This window comes from uncultured Enterovirga sp., from assembly GCF_964242715.1.
Classification (GTDB): Bacteria; Pseudomonadota; Alphaproteobacteria; order Rhizobiales; family Beijerinckiaceae; genus Enterovirga.
Genome location: NZ_CAXTAZ010000013.1, coordinates 1 through 17,406 on the forward strand (window position 1 = coordinate 1; position 17,406 = coordinate 17,406).

The 17,406-nt window shown below is 63.0% G+C and carries 14 protein-coding genes and 3 pseudogenes; 8 read left to right on the top strand and 9 right to left on the bottom strand.

What is annotated here, in order from left to right; genetic code table 11:
- The coding region (locus tag ACFE87_RS08765; protein ID WP_375459251.1) for a LysR family transcriptional regulator at nt 1-867 on the top strand (867 nt) is incomplete at its 5' end.
- A 383-nt stretch (nt 868-1,250) separates the two neighbouring features.
- On the opposite strand, the gene ACFE87_RS08770 is transcribed toward ACFE87_RS08765, so the two are convergent.
- The 4 genes and pseudogenes from ACFE87_RS08770 to ACFE87_RS08785 all read right to left on the bottom strand — a co-directional run bounded on the left by ACFE87_RS08770 (nt 1,251) and on the right by ACFE87_RS08785 (nt 6,098).
- On the bottom strand, nt 1,251-2,177 hold the full coding sequence (locus tag ACFE87_RS08770; protein ID WP_375459252.1) for a LysR family transcriptional regulator: 927 nt from the start codon (nt 2,175-2,177) through the stop codon (nt 1,251-1,253).
- 135 nt (nt 2,178-2,312) lie between these two features.
- Nucleotides 2,313-4,428: pseudogene (locus ACFE87_RS08775) on the bottom strand (strawberry notch-like NTP hydrolase domain-containing protein); the annotation flags it as partial.
- A 179-nt stretch (nt 4,429-4,607) separates the two neighbouring features.
- Nucleotides 4,608-5,189 carry a hypothetical protein gene (locus tag ACFE87_RS08780; RefSeq protein WP_375459253.1) on the bottom strand — a complete coding sequence of 194 codons (582 nt, stop codon included), beginning with the start codon at nt 5,187-5,189 and terminating at the stop codon, nt 4,608-4,610.
- A gap of 456 nt (nt 5,190-5,645) precedes the next feature.
- Nucleotides 5,646-6,098, bottom strand: coding sequence for a response regulator (locus ACFE87_RS08785; protein ID WP_375459254.1), 453 nt, complete (start codon nt 6,096-6,098; stop codon nt 5,646-5,648).
- Between the two features lie 960 nt (nt 6,099-7,058).
- On the opposite strand from ACFE87_RS08785, the pseudogene ACFE87_RS08790 reads away from it, so the two are divergent.
- From ACFE87_RS08790 to ACFE87_RS08800, 3 genes and pseudogenes are all read left to right on the top strand, one after another.
- Nucleotides 7,059-7,170, top strand: a pseudogene (locus ACFE87_RS08790) (ClpX C4-type zinc finger protein); the annotation flags it as partial.
- A gap of 313 nt (nt 7,171-7,483) precedes the next feature.
- Nucleotides 7,484-7,735: a hypothetical protein gene (locus ACFE87_RS08795; protein WP_375459255.1), complete on the top strand. Its 252-nt coding sequence runs from the start codon at nt 7,484-7,486 to the stop codon at nt 7,733-7,735.
- Nucleotides 7,736-8,001: 266 nt separating this feature from the next.
- Entirely contained in the window at nt 8,002-8,475 is a 474-nt protein-coding gene (locus tag ACFE87_RS08800) for an Lrp/AsnC family transcriptional regulator (protein WP_375459256.1), read from the top strand.
- A gap of 170 nt (nt 8,476-8,645) precedes the next feature.
- Here the strand turns inward: ACFE87_RS08800 and ACFE87_RS08805 are convergent.
- Nucleotides 8,646-9,179, bottom strand: a pseudogene (locus tag ACFE87_RS08805) (IS5/IS1182 family transposase); the annotation flags it as partial.
- 739 nt (nt 9,180-9,918) lie between these two features.
- On the opposite strand from ACFE87_RS08805, the gene ACFE87_RS08810 reads away from it, so the two are divergent.
- Both ACFE87_RS08810 and ACFE87_RS08815 read left to right on the top strand, forming a co-directional pair.
- Nucleotides 9,919-10,662 carry an SDR family oxidoreductase gene (locus tag ACFE87_RS08810; protein ID WP_375459257.1) on the top strand — a complete coding sequence of 248 codons (744 nt, stop codon included), beginning with the start codon at nt 9,919-9,921 and terminating at the stop codon, nt 10,660-10,662.
- 217 nt (nt 10,663-10,879) lie between these two features.
- Complete coding sequence (locus ACFE87_RS08815) at nt 10,880-11,224, top strand: EthD domain-containing protein (RefSeq protein WP_375459258.1); 345 nt, start codon at nt 10,880-10,882, stop codon at nt 11,222-11,224.
- A gap of 129 nt (nt 11,225-11,353) precedes the next feature.
- Here ACFE87_RS08815 and ACFE87_RS08820 read toward each other — a convergent pair whose 3' ends face one another.
- The 3 genes from ACFE87_RS08820 to ACFE87_RS08830 form a co-directional block, all read right to left on the bottom strand.
- A complete protein-coding gene (locus ACFE87_RS08820; RefSeq protein ID WP_375459259.1) occupies nt 11,354-12,256 on the bottom strand; it encodes an alpha/beta fold hydrolase in 903 nt (300 codons plus the stop codon).
- Between the two features lie 254 nt (nt 12,257-12,510).
- The gene (locus ACFE87_RS08825) at nt 12,511-13,743 is read right to left on the bottom strand and encodes a histidine kinase dimerization/phosphoacceptor domain -containing protein (protein WP_375459260.1); all 1,233 of its coding nucleotides are present in this window, start codon (nt 13,741-13,743) and stop codon (nt 12,511-12,513) included.
- Nucleotides 13,721-14,164, bottom strand: coding sequence for a response regulator (locus ACFE87_RS08830; protein WP_375459261.1), 444 nt, complete (start codon nt 14,162-14,164; stop codon nt 13,721-13,723). The genes ACFE87_RS08825 and ACFE87_RS08830 overlap by 23 nt, the downstream gene beginning before the upstream one ends.
- Nucleotides 14,165-15,121: 957 nt before the next feature.
- Between ACFE87_RS08830 and ACFE87_RS08835 the strand changes: the two genes are divergently transcribed.
- Both ACFE87_RS08835 and ACFE87_RS08840 read left to right on the top strand, forming a co-directional pair.
- The gene (locus ACFE87_RS08835) at nt 15,122-15,829 is read left to right on the top strand and encodes an aspartate/glutamate racemase family protein (RefSeq protein ID WP_375459262.1); all 708 of its coding nucleotides are present in this window, start codon (nt 15,122-15,124) and stop codon (nt 15,827-15,829) included.
- A 285-nt stretch (nt 15,830-16,114) separates the two neighbouring features.
- Complete coding sequence (locus ACFE87_RS08840) at nt 16,115-16,885, top strand: alpha/beta fold hydrolase (protein WP_375459263.1); 771 nt, start codon at nt 16,115-16,117, stop codon at nt 16,883-16,885.
- A gap of 244 nt (nt 16,886-17,129) precedes the next feature.
- Here ACFE87_RS08840 and ACFE87_RS08845 read toward each other — a convergent pair whose 3' ends face one another.
- Nucleotides 17,130-17,384: a winged helix-turn-helix transcriptional regulator gene (locus ACFE87_RS08845; protein WP_375459264.1), complete on the bottom strand. Its 255-nt coding sequence runs from the start codon at nt 17,382-17,384 to the stop codon at nt 17,130-17,132.
- Nucleotides 17,385-17,406: the final 22 nt, after the last annotated feature.

A 17,406-nucleotide genomic window follows, 5' to 3' on the forward strand; every position in this document is an offset into this window, starting at 1 on the left:
TTTCTTGCCGTCGCTGAGACGCGCAGCTTCCGGGCCGCGAGCGAGCGGCTCGGCGTGACGCGCTCAGCTGTCAGTCAGGCCTTCCAGCGGCTCGAGGACCGGCTCGGCGTTGCACTTGCCCAGAGGACCACGCGGAGCGTCCATCTGACTGAAGCCGGAGAGCGGCTGTGGGAAAGCATCCGGCCGGCTTTCGAGGAAATGGGAGCGGCCCTGCAAGCGACGCAGGAGCTGCGGGGGCGGCCGGCGGGTCGTCTCCGTCTCTGTGTCTCCTCAATTGCCGAGAGCTTCCTCAAAGGCCCGGTGCTGGCCGGTTTCCTGGCCGCGCATCCGGCCGTCAGCCTCGACATCACTATCACCGACGCGGAGTTCGACATCACTCGCGAAGGGTACGACGCGGGCGTGAGGCTGGGCGAGGTAATCGAGCAGGACATGATCGCCGTTCCTGTGTCCGGCGAGCAGCGCCAGTTCACCGTCGCGTCTCCGGACTATGTCGCTCGCAATGGTGTCCCTGACCATCCGCGAGACCTGGTCAACCACCTGTGCATCGGCTGGCGTCCCGACGTGCACGTGGCACCCTACCGATGGGAGTATACGGAGAACGGCCGTGACTTCGACGTCGCGGTCGAGCCGCGAGTCACCACCAACGACATGAACGTGATGGTCCGCCTGGCGTGCGCCGGAGCGGGTCTCACGTTCGGGATGGAGGAGACGTTCCGTCTGTATCTGGAAAGAGGCGAGCTCGTATCCGTTCTGGAATCGTTCTCGCCGCCGTTTCCAGGCTTCTTTCTGTTCTTTCCGCGGCGACAGCATCAGCCGGCAAAGCTGCGTGCCCTGATCGATCACCTCAGGAGCGGGCCACCGCGATGAACATTGCCATCCAGCCGAAATGCGTCAGCGCCTGGTCACCGATTTGCTGCGGACTGGGACGCCGAGCCCCTCGGCGATGTCGCGTATTGGGATGCCGTCCTCGGTCGCCGCGCGAAGCGCGCGGTCGAACCCACTTCGCCCTGAGTGCAACGTCCGCTTTCCCCCTCCGCATGCCGGAAAGCAGTCCTTCTCCTTTCGGCCAGAAGACGTCACGGCGGCTTCGCGTCCATTCCGGCCGGGCAGAGTGCTCCATTGGCTTCCCGGCAGCGGACAATGACCGTCCCGAGACCTTCGCTCGCCGCGCTTGGCACTCAGGCCGCCGTGGGCCAAGCGAACCCGAAAACCTTGCGCGCGCGTTACAAAAAGCGGCAGGGGAGCGGAGTTCATTGACCGGATTCTAAGATCGCCTCGAGCCCCCGATCCCAGTATGGTTGCCCCCCATACCGTTCAGTGAGCCAATCAATGAACACCCTAACCTTCGGCGCCAACTCGCGCGAACTTGGGTAGAGCGCCCAAAGCGTCTGCGTGGAGACGAGTGGGTATTCGGGAAGGGCTGGGACGAGGGCACCAGATCGTAGTTCGTCCGCGGCGCACCAAGTCGCCATCAGAGCCACGCCGAGCCCCGAGCAGGCTGCGTCGCGCACAGCACCGCCGTCGTTGATCCGCAGGCTCGGGGTGATCCGCCGCTCGATCAGTTGTCCACCCTTTTCTCGGAACGTCCAGAGGTCGAGCGTACCGACGACCAGGCATGCATGTTCGGCGAGGTCGTCAGGCGTGTTCGGACGTCCGCGTCGCTCGATGTACTGGGGCGACGCAACCAGCACCCGCCTATCTGGAGCGAGCCGCCGCGCGACGAAGGACGAATCGCTGAGTTCCGCGTAGCGAACCGCCACATCGAAGGCACCCTCGACTAGATCGACGATGCTGTCCGAGATGCGCAAGTCGATGGCCAAGTCGGGATATTCGCTGCAGAAGTCGAGCAGGCCCGGCACGATGTGCATGCGCGCGAACGAGGCCGGAGCCGCTACCCGCAAGGTGCCCCGCGGCACAGCTTGCTCCCGCCCGAGCGCCGCTCGGGCGGCTTCCGCTGCGAGCACGACATGCTCTGCATGAGGCAGAAAAGCGAGGCCGTCCTCGGTCAGGGTGGTCTGCCGCGTTGTTCGGTGCAGAAGCCGGGCTCCGAGCCTCTTCTCCAGGGCCGCCAGTCTGGCGCTCGCGCCGGCCGGAGTGAGGTTCAAGTCGCGCGCCGCGGAACTGATGCTCCGCAGCCGGGCAATGCGCACGAACAGGTGCAAATCCTCGACGTCCATCGCGCCACTTTCAACATCCCATTGAAACTGATCCTACGTGCGACCCACTACCAACGGCAATCACGAGAAGTCAGATAGGCACCCACAGGCAGCGGCCCAAACGGGGCCGAGCGCATAGGTAGGAACCTTATGGCCCTGGTTCGTCCGGTTCGTGCGCCCGAGCCCCTGGATTGCGGCATCCGCCTTCCAGCCGGGCTCGAGCAGGTAGTGCACCCGCAGCCGCCGGTTCTTGGCCCCGAGGTCGGCGTGGTAGCTCCGACCCGTCCCGCCCGCATCCGAGAAGACCAGGATGCGCTTCGCGTCGTCCATGAAGGCCTGAGCCTCGGCGAGGTTGGCCGAGCCTGCCCGGGCCTCGACCGCGAGCCGATCCACGCCGTCCGAGCCTACCTTGCGGACGATGCGGCGCGAGCGGCCGGTGACCTCGGCCACCTGTTCGGTCCCGAACCGCTGGACGAGCTGGTCGAGCGCGCCTGCAACGGGCGGCAAGGACGCGAGCTTCTCGATCATGCGGTCGCGACGTTCGACGGCTTCACGCGACTCCACCGGCTGGCCGTCCCGGAGCACCCGACGGGAGGACAGGTTGCCGTCGCCGTCCGTGAACGGCTCGAAGAGCTGCGTCGGAAAGGAATGCGCGAGATAGTCGAGGACGTACTCGCGCGGGGTAATGTCAACGGAGAGGTCGGCCCATTCCGCCGTCGGGATCTCGGCGAGCCTACGCTCCATCAAGGCCTCTCCAGTCGAGACGACACCGTCGAAGTCGCGGCCGAGCCAGTCGACGATCTGCTGGACGCGCGACGCCTTGCCGTCGCGCTCGGCCGAGCGCAGCGTCGCGTAGGTCGTGAACAGGATGCCTTCGTCGAACCGGATCGGCCTGCCCTGCGCGAAGCGGGACAGCGGCGTGAAGAGCAGGCGCTCCTGGCCGAGCGCCGACCAGTCGCGCTGCGCGTCCTCGATCAGCTTGTCCGACTCGACACCCAGAGCGCACGACGGCGGCCCTGGAGCCAGTTGTCGAGGATGACGCCCGCGACCTGGCGCCCCTTGCCGCACCCGGTGCCGTCCCCGAGAAACCAGCCACGGCGGAAGCGGACCACGCCCTCGGCGTCATCCGCGCGGCCGATACCGTGTCGGAGGTCGCCTCCACAAGCCACGACGCAGCGAGATAGCTGGCATGGGCCTCGCCCGCATAGATCACGCTCTCGAGCTGAGCGTCCGAGAGCTGGCCGCGGTCTACGACCATCGCCGGCAGGCGCGGCCGGTAGCTCGGGCGCGGTGGCGCGACCGAGGCCAGTTGCGGCGGACTGGACGAGCATCGTCGGATGCGGCTTCGCGTGCGGAATGCGTATCGTCTGGAGCGCGTAGCCTTCGTAGAGGGCATCCGAGAGTTGGATACCGTCAAACCGGCTCGCGCTCTCGCTCTCGACGGGCTCGGCGAGCTCATAGGCGAGATCGACGCTGTCCAGGGCGCAGGCGGTCGTCAGCGGCGGCGCCAGCCTGATCCGGGCCAAGAGGCCGCCGCGATGCGAGGCGACATCGCGCTCAGGATCCGCGAAACCTGTGACCGGCCGGGGAGGGGAGGGGAGGCAGGGTGCTCGCGGGGGCAGGCCGGCTACGTGCGTGAGGAGTTCGGCGGTGATCTCGACTATCCCGACCGGGTGGGGGAACGCGCGAGGCTCTTCGGCCGGAACGCGGTCGATGACGGTCAGCCGCGTCTCGATCGTGGTGCCGTGGCGCGCGAACACGCGGCCGGCGACGGGAACGCTCAGCACGACGCGGTCGCTCTCCTGCAGACATTCGAAGGCCGCGCGCCCCGACGGGCTCTCGGGCGAGAAGCCTGCGCCCGTGATGGCGACGAGGCGGCCTCCCGGAGCGAGGTGCGCCAGCGCCGAGGCGAGATGCCGGGAAGTCGCGCCCCGGAACGCGCCATCGACCCCTGCCAAGGCCGAGAAGGGCGGGTTCATGAGAATGATGCTCGGCCGAACAGCGGCGTCGAGGTGGTCGTGGATCTGCGCGGCGTCGTGTCGGGTGACGGGAACGCCGGGGAACAAGCGCCCGAGCAGGTCGGCACGGAGTTCCGCGAACTCGTTGAGGGCGAGGCGCCCACCGGCCAGCTCGGCGAAGATGGCGAGAAGGCCAGTCCCGGCCGAGGCTCGAGGACGAGGTCGCCCGGCGCGATCGCGGCGGCGACGGCCGCGGCGTGAGCCATCCCGATCGGCGTTGAGAACTGACGTAGACCAGCAGGGCTTCGGCTCCGGGGGAGACCTCCACCTCCTAGTCCGTGCCCGCAACGATCAGGTCGGCTTGGTCACGATTGCGCGTCACCTCCTGCGTGCAACGAGGGGCCGTAAGGGTTCGCCACATACCTCTAATGAGGATGTTCGCTGCGGGTGCGTGACGTCCGCGCGCCGACAGGAACCGAAAAGATCGCTGAACCTACGGAGCCGCTCCCTCCCGTTCGAGCACTCGATGCAAGAGCGCGTACCGAGCGCGCGTGATCATCATGGTCTGGTACCAGTTCGTCAGGTCGTCCCACGGGTCCTTCACGGTCGCCAGACCGGAAATGAACGCGACAACCGTCCCGACCTGCGTCTCTCCGCTCACCACGAACCATCCCCCGATCCCAAGAATTCCGGCAATCCCAAGTTGATGGCAGAGGTTCATCAGAAAGTTCATTGAATACTTAAGCCTGTAAACGCCGAGGTTGAGCACGAACACATCCTCGAACCGCGAATCCTGCTGACGTCTTCTGTCGTCGCCATCGCCCTCGCCGACGAGAGCTCCACTGGCGGATCTGAGGGCCGCAATCCTGGCTTCGGCGCGGACCGTGATGGCACGCTGCATAAGTGGCACGAACACCAGCTGTGGGATGAAAACGGCGGCGATCACCAGCGACATGAAGGGTTGAAGCACGACTAGGTAACCGCTCACGCTGAGCATGATCCCTGCTTGGAGGAGAGGCTCAGAGATGGCCTCTCCCATGAAGGACCCGACAGGTTCGCTCTCGGATATGATCATGGATATCTCCGTTCCTTGGCTGGCTGCCGTCTGAACCTGAAGGTCCTTGCGACCCTCCTCACGCCGATTCAAGAATGAGCGCAGGCCGCGCGTCGCGTGCTCCGAGACCCAGGTCCGGTAGAGGTTGAGTACCAACTTGATGCAGCCCTGAGCCAGGATGACTCCCACATAGGCCGAAACCAAGATCACCAGGGATCGAACGCTCCCGTCCTTAAGAGATTCGTTGACCACGCGACGCTGTAGCTCAATCGGAACGGTATTCAGGACGGCAAGACTCGCGGACAGGAGGCATAGCCATAGCTGGTCCCATCCGCTGACGCGCCCCACGAGCCCGTAAAGACTTGCCGGCAGCATGCGGCCGTAGAACACTCGACCGCCGTCGTCCGCCCTCCACGGAGACGGCCATAGCTTAGACGTCTTGAAGCTAGACTGCATTTTATGCCGGGAAAAGGAGCGTCAGCCACGGACGAATTTCCGAGGAAAGTTTTTCGGAGCTCGGCAGGCCGTGCCGGTCGCGGTTTGGCCAGGCCGACTGGTCCGCGGCGTTCCTTCTAAGATTCGAGCCATGGCGACCGCCAAGTCGCCGGACGTGAACGGCTTTCTCAGGATCGGCCGATCCCGGTAGCGGTCGCCGATCTCGCAGCTGTCATAGCCGGTCGACAGCAGGAACGGCACCCGGCCGACCATCAGCGCCGCCGCCACGGCGTGGCTCTTGTCACCGTTCAAGTTCATGTCCAGCATCGCCACGTCGAAGGCTTCATGGGTTATCGCGGCTAGAGCCTGGCTGACGGTCGCGACTGCCGTCATCGACTTACAGCCGAGGTCCGCGAGCATGTCCTCGATCATCATGAGGATCATCATCTCATCCTCAACGACCAGGATGTGGCGGCCGGATAACAGCTCAGCCATGTTGACATTCCCGCGGTGAAGGGACGTCGATCGTGCAGAGTATGCCCGCGGCCTGATATTCGAGCCGCGCCCTCCCTCCCCACTCGTGTCCCAGGCCCCGTTCGATCACGCGGGATCCGGAGCCTCTCGGTATCAAGGATATGGGCGGCGGCCCGTTCTGCTCCGGCCAACGGAAAACGAGCCCGTCTCCGTCCGTCCTGGTGAACCCCAAAGCTGTCCAGGTCGTTTCAGCCGCGACAACGAAGTTTCGACGGACGCGGTCTGCTTCTCCCTTAAAAGCCTTCTTTTGGGCTGACTTCTGCATAATCTGGGACACCGGTGTTTCCTCGGCACGAACTCATGCGGGCTTGGTATCATCGCAGGCTCCCGTGCCAGGGCGCCGTCCAGCGTCGAGCGAGCTGCGGACCTGGGCTGCGGTGCCGATTAGCGCTTAAACGGATCGAGCCGCCGTAACTGGGGCGAAGCTAGTTTGCGGTGGGAGCAATTCTAGCCTCGGAAATCACTCAACGACCCTTGAGCGCCAATGCGGATCCGTGCTGACCACAGCGTTGAGCGGCCTACCTGCCGGATGCCTCCATCAAAATTGGCCTCGGCGGGCGAAGGCCTCCCGTGCCGCATCAATCTCCCACGGGTCCAGACCGTCGGCCTAAGCAACGCCGCTTCGGCAACGAAGCCCGGGACCTCACTCCACCGCTCCCCACCCTGCTCCCGCTAAGCGTGGGCGGGCCAGAGCGCGACCGTCAACCGGGGCGGATTGCAGGCTGACACACTACCGGCGCATCAGCTAAGTTGACCTGGTTGCCGAATTGGCCTGCGTCAGGAAAGCCTTGACATGAGCGGCGTCAAGGAATACCTGACGAATTGCAATCAGCCGAGTGGAGGTCATTCATGCCCGAAGCGATAGCACAGATTCTTGACGCGCCAGCTAACGTCCCCGGCGGGACGGTACCCCCTCATTCGCTGTACTGTTCGTTCTGCTTTAAGTCTCAGCATGAGGTTAGGACCCTTGTATCCGGACCAGCCAGCATTTTTATCTGTGATGAGTGCGTGGGCTTGTGCAATGGCGTCATTGCAGGGACTTATAAGGGTAACTCAGGCCAGGCGACAGATCAGCATCTGCCTACAGAGAGATTACTAGAGCGCCTTCAGGCGATTGAAGAAACCTTGCAAGGGAGGAGCAACCAACTCCAGCATGTCGTCGACCTCTTAAGGTCACGAGAGGTGAGTTGGGCACAGCTTGGCGCGGCGCTCGGCATTTCTCGCCAGGCTGCCTGGGAGCGCTTCACCTAATCGACAGCGGACCAACTGGTCTATTTCGACGCGACCGGCTTCGGTTTCACAATCTTCCTAAAACCTCAGACCGGGGACGAGGACAACCCGCCGCAATGTCCCGGGCGTTACAGCCCGCAAAGCGAAATGAAAAGGCCTCGCAGGAGATGCCGATCCGCGCGGACGCTGGCGGCTTGGGAGCGACGTTGGGCGTCGGCCAGTTGCTCGTCGATCAGCAGGCGCGACACTGGAGGGCCTATCTCATTCCCGCACGCGGTCATTTCGAGGTCAACGACAGCACGTTCGACTCGCGCGATGACGCCGCAAACCAAGACGAACGGATTATCTTCATGTCGCAGTATGCGTAATTCCCGAGTCTATTCTCGAGCATTGCAATAGGTGTATCGAAGGAAGGGTCCAACGTGCCGAACTCACGTGGTACGGCGCTTAAGGTGCACCTTCGGAGTTCCGGTGAAAAACACGGGTTTTGGGGCCGGATGGTCTCTGATCTGTACTGACCGTGACTTTAGCCGCTGTATATCACGATAAGTATCTATAGCAAGCCTTCGAATCTTAATTCGGAACCGCTCGATCAAATAGAAGCGAGAGCTATCTGGCTTGTAGGGAGGCTGCCATGATGCAGATCGACCAGAAGGACGCTCAGATCCTCAACTTAGTCCAGGTCGATAATCGTCTGACCACGGGTGAGATTGGCGACGAGATTGGCCTCTCGCACAGCGGCGTTGTGCGGCGCCTGAAGCGACTTCGTGAGTACGCGGTGATCGTGGCCGACGTGTCCCTCGTCTCGCCCGAGGCGGTCGGCTACTCCGTCCGAGTCAACGTCTCGTGCTCGATCGATCGAGACCGCCCCGACACCCACGAGCGATTTATGGACGTTCTTCGCGCGGATCCACTGGTGATCAGCGCGGACATCGTAATGGGCAAGGCCGACTTCACGTTCACGGTGGTCGCCCGCGACATGGAAGCATTCGCGGACTTTCTGGAAAGGTACCAGGCGGCGTTCCCGACCCTTAACGGTCTGACAAGTCTAGCGGTTTTGCGGGAAGTCAAGCGTGGACTCGTCATCCTGGTCGAACCGATCAGCTAGAAGCCGGAGGGAGTTGAAGGGCGGGCGCTTGCGCTCGGTAAGCTGGACGCCTCCAAGAACCTCATATCCTATCCTGAGCGGGTTTGGGCCGGGCTAGCTACCTGGGCGTAGTTGGGGGGCTTGTCTGCTGGGGGGCAGTTTCGGCCTCTGAGGCGTCTCCCCCGCTGCTGTCAAGCTGGTAGGCTTGTTGCCGAGTGAGCCAGGCAGCGGCGCATGTAGTAGACGAGGTTGGCAAGGTCGATCTTCACGGTCGCCGGGGCGATCCCGATCGTTTGCACGACAAGACCCATCGGCCCCTTCTGGCGGGCGAACACGTGCTCGACGGCGCTGCGGACCTTCGACTTGCCGCAATTCACGCGGGCGACGTTTGACGGCGTCGACCGGCCTAGAGGCTTCTTACGGTGGATGCGCGAGAGGAAGCCCGCTGGCCAGGTGCTGCTCGTTCGCCTTCGAGCGATAGGCTGTCCCAGGCCCAGACGCCGCGGCCCGTGTTCGCCCGGGTGACGAGGGTGGTCAAATGCGCGCCGTCGGGGCGGGCTGGTCCGTCGTGGTCCAGGTCGGATCAGCCTTGGCGCCGGTCGTTTCCGACGTGGTTCTTGTACCCAAAGACCGGCACAGCGAGATCGATCCGGCGGCGATCCGTCGGCGGCGGGGGTCGCCCTCGATCACTTCACAGTCCAGCGCGCGCCCCGGACCTTCTCGGACGGGCTCCAGCGCCGACGACGCTGGACGGACGTGATGATCTCAACTCGATCGGACGTGCTGGTCATAGACACGGTTGTAAGCCTCACACTTCGCAAGTGGGAGACCGTGTCCGGTCAGTTCGGGGGCAATCTCAGCCGGCAAGCCAGGCATTCGAGCTGAACGCGATGTGTCATATCATCATCAAGGGTATCTTCCACTCGACTCACATCCTTGCCGACGGTCGCGAGAAGTTGTGGCTTTCCGTCGAGAAAACCCAGCCGGACGAGAAGATGATCGCCGGCTACGTCGAGAATAGCGTCACGCTTGTCACGGCCTTGAGCCCCGTCATCGGGTACCGGAGGCGGCTCTCATCGCCGAGAAGGCGAGTCGGGACGGGACCACGCTCAAGAGGCTGCGCTGCAGTCGGGCGACGTCGATGACGTGACCTTCGACCGGATCGTCGACCCGAAAACGCAGTCGCTGACGATAGCTGGCCTACCGACGCCCTCTCCGGACGGCCTCGGTGCACCAGGACGGGTAGGCATAACAGGGCGGTGAGTATTTTCCGATCCTTATTTAATCGTCCGAACGATTTACCTAGCAGTCGCAGCGTGCCCGGACGGAAAATCACGCGGGATTGAGCCGACGAGGGACATTGCGAGGTCAACGACCGCATTGGTCAGCTAAAGCGGTCGTAGACACCGACGTCAAACCAGAGCTAGACCCATTATAACAGTTCTAAGCAGTGGAAACAAACTTATGAATGCCACGGGCAACACCATCCTCATCACGGGAGGCGGTTCGGGGATTGGTCGCGCGCTAGCCCACCGTTTCCACGACTTGAGCAATCGCGTGATCGTCGCCGGACGTCGTCCCGAGGCGCTCGACGAGACGGTCGCTGGCCGCAAGGGTATGGCCTTCCTCGTTCTCGACGTAGGGGATCCTGCGAACATCGCCGCATTCACAGCTCGGATTTTGACCGAGCACCCCGACCTTAACGTGCTGATCAACAATGCGGGCATCATGCGGGCGGAGGATCTGACGGCGGAACGGGACCTGGCCGACGCGGAGGCGACCATCGTCACCAACCTGCTCGGACCGATCCGGCTCACTAACGCGCTCGTCTCCCACCTCGCTAGAGCGCCGGACGCCGCAATAGTCAACGTGTCCTCGGGACTGGCGTTCGTGCCCCTGACCTCCACGCCCACCTACTCGGCGACCAAGGCCGCGATCCACTCCTACACGGTCTCACTTCGCCAGCAGCTCCGGGGACGGATCGAAGTGATCGAACTGGTGCCGCCTGCGATCCAGACAGGTCTCACTCCCGGTCAGGCGAACAATTCCGACTACATGCAGCTGGGAGTTTTCGTCGAGGAGGCAATGGTGCTGTTCAAGCAGCAGCCCACGCCGGTCGAAATCTGCGTCGACCGGGTCGGTTTTCTCCGCCACGCCGAAGCGGAGGGCCGCTTCGACCGGGCGGTTGCGATGCTCAACGCCCGATGATCCCGGCCCGAACCCGCGACGCAAGACCACCGACAATCTTGCTGAAAGAGTTTCGGGGCTGCCATCTCCACGAGGTCTAGACGGAATCTTCGACAGTCCCAGGGGCGGTGAGGAAGCGTGATCTCACGTTCGCGGAGTGGCGATCCTCTCAGGAGCATGACGCGATGGATGGATCGACACTAGTTTTCGGGTGCGGGGCGGCTGCAGGAATTCCACGATGATCAAATTTACGGTCCTTCTGATCCGCGCGCCGTCCCTGAGCCATGCTGAGTTCGTCGAGCATCACAAGGGCGTCCACGCGGGCCTCTTTATGTCACTGCCTGTCGTGAAGGCCACCGTCCGGCGATATGTGCAGCAGCACGCCATCCCGGCCGAACTCCCCGGAATGCCGCCTGTCAAGTATGACGGCATTACGGAGCTGTGGTTCGCTGACGTGGACGCGCTCGCCCGTTGCTTCTCCGATCCGGAATACATGGCGCGCGTCCGTCCGGACGAGGCGTCGTTCCTCGACCTACACGCGTGCGAGTTCGTTGTTTCGAGGGAGAATGTCGTTGCGGATTGATCCTTTCGGTAGGTACATCGATTCCACCAGGATTGCATTCCGGTCATCCCTCCCATGGCATTGGCGCAATAGGCCGTCGATCAAACTTCGCTTCACCGTCACTTTGCAGGCTGTAACGCGCTACCCCGTTTACGCCCTTGCGCGGGACCTCGCGAGAAACGGAAGCAATTCGGTCAAGACTTGGTCCGCGGACTCTTCCGGCTGGAGATGGCCTCCGGCTATCGCCTTTCCATCGACGTCGCCTGCCCATCGCTGCCAGACTTGCCGCGGCGTCGGCTCGAGCGCGCTCATCTTGGCATCGGGCCAAAGGACGAGGACCGGGCAGGCAAGTTGTCGCCCTCCGGCGCGGTCTGCCGTATCATGAGCTAGGTCTTCGTTCATAGCCGCGCGGTAGTCTTCGCACATAGCGTGGCGGACCGCCGGGTCGCGAAAAGCCATCCGATATGCTTGCATAGCGTTGCGATCGAACCGGTCGATGTCAACGCTCATCTTCGTCATAGCTGTGTCGAAGAACGCGTCGGGGTCGCACGCCAGGAGACGCTCGGGGAGGTCGAACGGCTGCGCGAACATGAACCAGTGGAAGGCGGCGAACGCCTTGTCCTTGTCGATGGCTTCGAGCGCCTCGAGCGTCGGCACCACCGTCAGCGACGCGAACGCGGTCACCCGATCGGGATGATCCAGCGCGAGTCGATACCCCGCCCGGGCGCCGCGATCGTGCCCGACGATGCCGAACCGCCGGTGCCCCAGCCCTCCCATCAATACAGCCAGCGCGTCCGCCACCCGGCGCTTCGTCCAGCGCGGGGTCGCCGATTGCGTTCGGCTGTCGCCATATCCCGGGAGATCCGGGACGATCAGCGTGAAGGACTTGGCCAGTTGCGGGGCGACCAGTCGCCAGGCGACATGCGTCTGGGGAAAGCCGTGCAACAAGAGTATAGGGGGGCCCTGGCCCCCGACCACACCTCTGAACCGGACGCCGCCAGCTTGGAAGTCGAGTTGTTCGAAGCCCTCGAAGAAGGGGGGCGCTTGCCTCATCGAAGTGCACCCTCAAATTCGCGCGAATGAAGGAATGGAAGCCAGCCAGAGGGAGCCGGCGCGAGACGCGGCGACGTGGACGTCACGGGCTGCAGTCAACCCTCCCGCATGATTGGCCTGGCTGTCGGGTTCGCGGGTTGAATAAGCGATACGATCGTCGCCTTTGCGGCGTGTCTCATGCAAGGCATGGACTGCCGAGCACCGGGAAACCATCACATCTGCGCCGAGGACTGCTAGGTGCCCAGGCGGGGCCGTCAGGCGCCCGACGGGGTCGGCGCGCCTGAGGGCGCAGGGAACACTATGGTCCAAACCGTTCCATTGGTTGCCTCGAGGCTGACAGTTCCGCGAACCTGTTCGATAAGCCGCCGCACCAGGCCTAGCCCATGTCGCTTGCTGTCCGGTTTGACCCTGAAGCCGACGCCGTTGTCGCTGATGACCATTGTCGCGACCTGCGCGCTCTCCCCAGAGCGGCTCAGCCACGCGACGATCGAGCCGCGGCCGTCGGGGAACGCGTGATCGTAACTGTTCGTGATTAGTTCCGTGACGACGATGCCTAAGGCAGTGACCACGTCGAGATCGACCACAACCGGCTCGCTGCGACACGATAGCGTAACTGTCCCGTCCGGCATGCCCTGGAACTCTGCTAGGCTGACGCAAAGTGACTCCAGGTAGCCGCCGAAGTCGGCGTTCCGCGCCATGTCTGCGCCGAGCAGGTGGTCGTAGACCTGGGCCAAGGTGGACACTCGTCGGGCAATGGCCTTGATGCCCTGCTGCTCATCGATGTCTCGTGTTTCCCTCAACTGACTGCTTAGCATTCCATAGACGAGTTGTAGATTGTTCCGAACTCGATGCTGCAGCTCTTCGGCCATTACTCTTTTCTGGGCTAATATTTCGTCTTTTTCTTCGACCAGCAGTTTCATCTGGTCGATGGTGGCATGAAGAACTTTCGTCCGCTCTGAAGTAACAACCGCCTCCGCAAGTACGTTGGCGAAGCCCGTCAAGAAATTGATGTCGTGCTGGTCGTAGTCGTGCTGACGATCGTTGTCGATCTCCAATACGCCGTAGGGTTGATCGCTGCCCCTTATGACTACGTCGATGGTGGAGATGATCCCGTGCGACGCATAGAAGGGCGGCAAGTCGAACTGGCCGTCGAGCCGCAAGTCGCGGCAAACCGACGGCATCCCGGTCACGTAGGCCCGCCCTTGCGGCGTGCTTTCATCGGCGCGGGAAACCACGTGGCCGACCACTCCGGCCTTCCATCCTTGACCGGCAACAACCAGCAGGTCGTTTTCCGAGGGCCGGTATTGACAGACCTTGCAGAAAGGTACGCTGAGGCCGTCCGCACAAACGCGCGCAGCCTCACCGAGAACAGTCAGCAGGTCCACCTGGCGGAGCGCGAAGCTGCCGAATTCGGCTATCGCCGCCTGCTGTCGGAGCAATTTACGGACCTCGGCCGCGTCGTCTTCAGTCGATCGTGATCGGTTCACGTTTGATCCGCGCCGGTGGGAGAATACGGAAACCGCGAGGGAAAGGCGGAATTGCCTCTCCCGTAGCGACGATCCCTGCAACGACCTCGAGGGCCCGGACCAAGTCGGCTCCTCGGTACGGCTTCGTCAAGCAGGCATGGCCTTGGGCAGCCGTCAGATCTACCTCAGAGATGTTGGCGGTGGCGTACAGAACTCCAACCCTAGATCGTCCGATGAGCCGACAACCTATCTCGGTTCCGAGCTCGCCGTCTGCCAACCGCAGATCCAGGACTGCGAGATCCGGGTCGAAAAGGCGCGCGAGCGAGAGTGCTTCACTCACGGTCCGACCGATTCCGCAGACCTCGTATCCATGTTCCGTCAAGGTACCCTCGACCAAGTCCGCGATCATCAGGTCGTCCTCGGCAATTAAGACCCTCGGCACGCAAAAACTCCTCACCCGTTTGCCCGCCTCGCCCTCATCCCGAGAATTGAGCCTGGGAGGCCGTCGCTCACAGGCCGACCGCCGCGAGTTCCTCGCACGGACCCAACGGGCGGGAAGGAAGCCGCGCTAGTCCCATGGCCCGAAAATCTGACGCTTTCAGGCATGGTGAGCTTGCTTGTGCCACGTGCACGGCAGCAAACGGCGAGAGTTCGAAGCCGGCTCATCCCGCACCCCGAGGGTCGAAAACAGGCTACTACTCCGAGAGATCGGGAAATCGAAGGAGGGCTGCGCGTCCAGTGGCTCGATCGGGGAAGGTCGGTCGTTCCGACGCGTTCTCGTGTCGAACTCAGTCTTGCCTAGGTGGAGGAAGGCGGCGAGACTCGGAAACTACCCAGCCGTGCCTAGGCGTCCCGTCCGAAACGTGCCGGCCAAGCCAGCGCGGGTCCGTGATCGGGTCACTCATTCCGTAGGCCGCGGGTGAAGTGGTCGCGCCCGCTCTTGCCGTAAGCCTGGGACAGCGCGATCGGGTCCGACCAGCCCGTACAGACCTTTCTCCTGGCGTCCTGAGCGACTCTTCGGCGGATGACCGAGCTGCGCGGTGCGGGCGGTCGGGATTGTGAGATCAATCTGTTCCGCGCGAGCTCCGGGGGGAAGCCTGACGTTACGACTCGGGAGAATGCTGTGCTACCGCGCGCTTTGTAACGTACCCGGACCGACATCGAACGGCATTGAGTAAACTCCGAAGCTGGTACGGCTTCGCATGAGATCTTTATCGTCCCGGTCCGCTTGAGGTGCTGCACGTCATGGGCTGTCCGCTTGGCGGCGGTCTCGACGATGCAGTGGCTTGGCCGCCGTGGTACACGGCAGCCGCAAGCTTGGCGGCAAATGCGGGCAAGACATGCCATAGAGCCTCGGTCTCGACACTGCGGGGCTCACGAGGGAGTAGGACCCTTGCGAATGATCGGTGTTCTAGGCGGCACAAGCTGGCCGTCGACGATGCTCCCCTATCGCATGCTAAACGAAGGCATCCAGGACCGCTTTAAGGGTCATCAGTCGGCGCGGATAGTCCTGTACAGCATCGACTACCACGCTATCAAAAGCCGGTACCATGAAGGCTGGAGCGATATACCAGAGCTGTTGAGGCAAGAGGTCGAGACACTGCTCTCATTCCGTCCCGACTGTTGGATGCTGGCGAACAATACCCTCCATAAAGCCTATGACCTGATCGCACCACAACTCGCGAGCGAGATCCCGTTCTTCCATGCGGTTCGCCTCACCCGGGACCATCTGGTGGAACGCCGCTTCGAGCGCGTTCTCCTGCTCGGCACGCAGTTCACGATGGAGGATGGATTTTACGCGGCCCCGATGACGGCTACCGGGATCCGGGTCGATGTTCCGAAGCTGAGCGATCGGCAAGCGATACAAGTCATACAAGCGCAGCTGTCGAGGGGCGAGGTACGCAAAGGCTTCGCTGACTTTTTCGCCGAGTTGCTCGGGACCCACGAGGCCGCTGGATGTCAGGCGGTGGTCACCGCTTGTACGGAGCTGCCACTGGTTATCGACCAAGCCCTTACAGGCATGACGGTGGTAGACCCGCTCGTGCTGCAATGCGGCGCCTGTGTTCAGTTCGCGATCGCGGGACGGAGCGATCGAGCGATCGAGTAGGCGAAAAGGTCGAGTGCGTCGGGGCGTTGAGCGCGGCTAGTCGGAACTCCAAGCCAATCAGCGCGCCGCATCGAAGCCGCGTGACACCGGCACGCGTTCGAGCTTCTTGGGGTACGTCCTGAAGATGTCTCCGCACACCGAGCCGAACGACGGGAGCGAGTTCCCCCGGCGATGGCGCCTCCCTCCTTGTATGCCCATGCCCACTAGCCTTGCGTAGTTTCCGAACCTGTTCTCGTCGACACTCGCTTGGTAGCTTTGAGCTGGCAGCGCTGATGAGGCTACCACATGTTGGATCGACGGACAGTATCGACTGGGCTCCTTGCCGGTGCCGCCACGTCGCTCCTGGTGGGTGCCGGCAGGGCCCAGGCTCCGGTGACCGCTCGCAACGTGGTGCTGGTTCACGGGGCCTGGGCGGATGGGTCCAGTTGGTCCGAAGTCATAGCGCATCTGCAATCGGCGGGGTTCAGGGCGACGGCCGTGCAGAATTCCCTCGTGTCGCTAGCAGACGACGTGGCGGCGACCCACCGTGCGATTGCACTTCAGGATGGTCCCACGGTCCTAGTGGCACACTCTTATGCCGGGACAGTTGTCACCCAGGCCGGGGTCGATCCAAAGGTTTCAGCAGTCGTGTACGTTGCCGCTCGTGCACCGGACCTGGGGGAAGACTACACGGAACTGACGACAAAATTCCCAGCGGCGCCCGTTGGAGCGGGGATCGTCAAGTCCGACGGTTTCATTCAGCTCAGCGAGGAAGCGTTCCTAAGGGATTTCGCCAATGGCGTCGCGCCGAGCAAGGCGCGCGTTCTATTCGCAGTACAGGGTCCAATCTCCGACAAGCTCTTCTCAGCTCGGACGAGCTCCGTGGCATGGAAGGCAAAGCCTTCGTGGTACGCCGTGTCCCGACAAGACCGCGCTATCAATCCCGATCTACAGCGGTTCTTTGCGAAACGCATGAACGCTACCACCATTGAGCTAGACGCCGGCCATCTATCGCTCGTCAGCCACCCGAAGGAGATCGCGGACTTGATAAAGAACTCCGCCGGCCGACGCAGCTAGAACCCTCGTTGGCGCGGATCATCCTGTTGGCAGCCGGAGTCGGTGTCTTGCGACGACCATTGCTGGCAGTGACTGATCCGATGTTCGCAACGGCCCTCGTATCTACTCTTCAACAGCGGCGCCGTTTGCAACATCGAGAGCACGGCTGGCGCTGGCTTCCCGTTTGTCTGCCACGTGAGCCTTGCAGCGGATAGAAACCGTCAGCGCTTGCTGCTACTTTCCCGCAAGGCCCAAAGGATACCGGTTACGCAACGCCTTCTTTTCCCGATTCCTTGAGGCGGACGTGTTCGACGCCCCATGACAACAGCGCCTCCAGCGCGGGCCGCAGCCCTTGACCTGCCGGCGTTAGGATGTAGTCGACTCGAGGCGGGACCTCGGCGTGAACCATCCTGCGGACGACGCCGTCACGCTTGAGTTCACGCAAGTGCTGCGGTCGCGAACTACGTCTCCGTTCTCGAGCGGGTGAAGTAGCGGCTCCTGCCGGACGCGAACGCCCCACCCTTCAGCTTCTCGCACCGCGT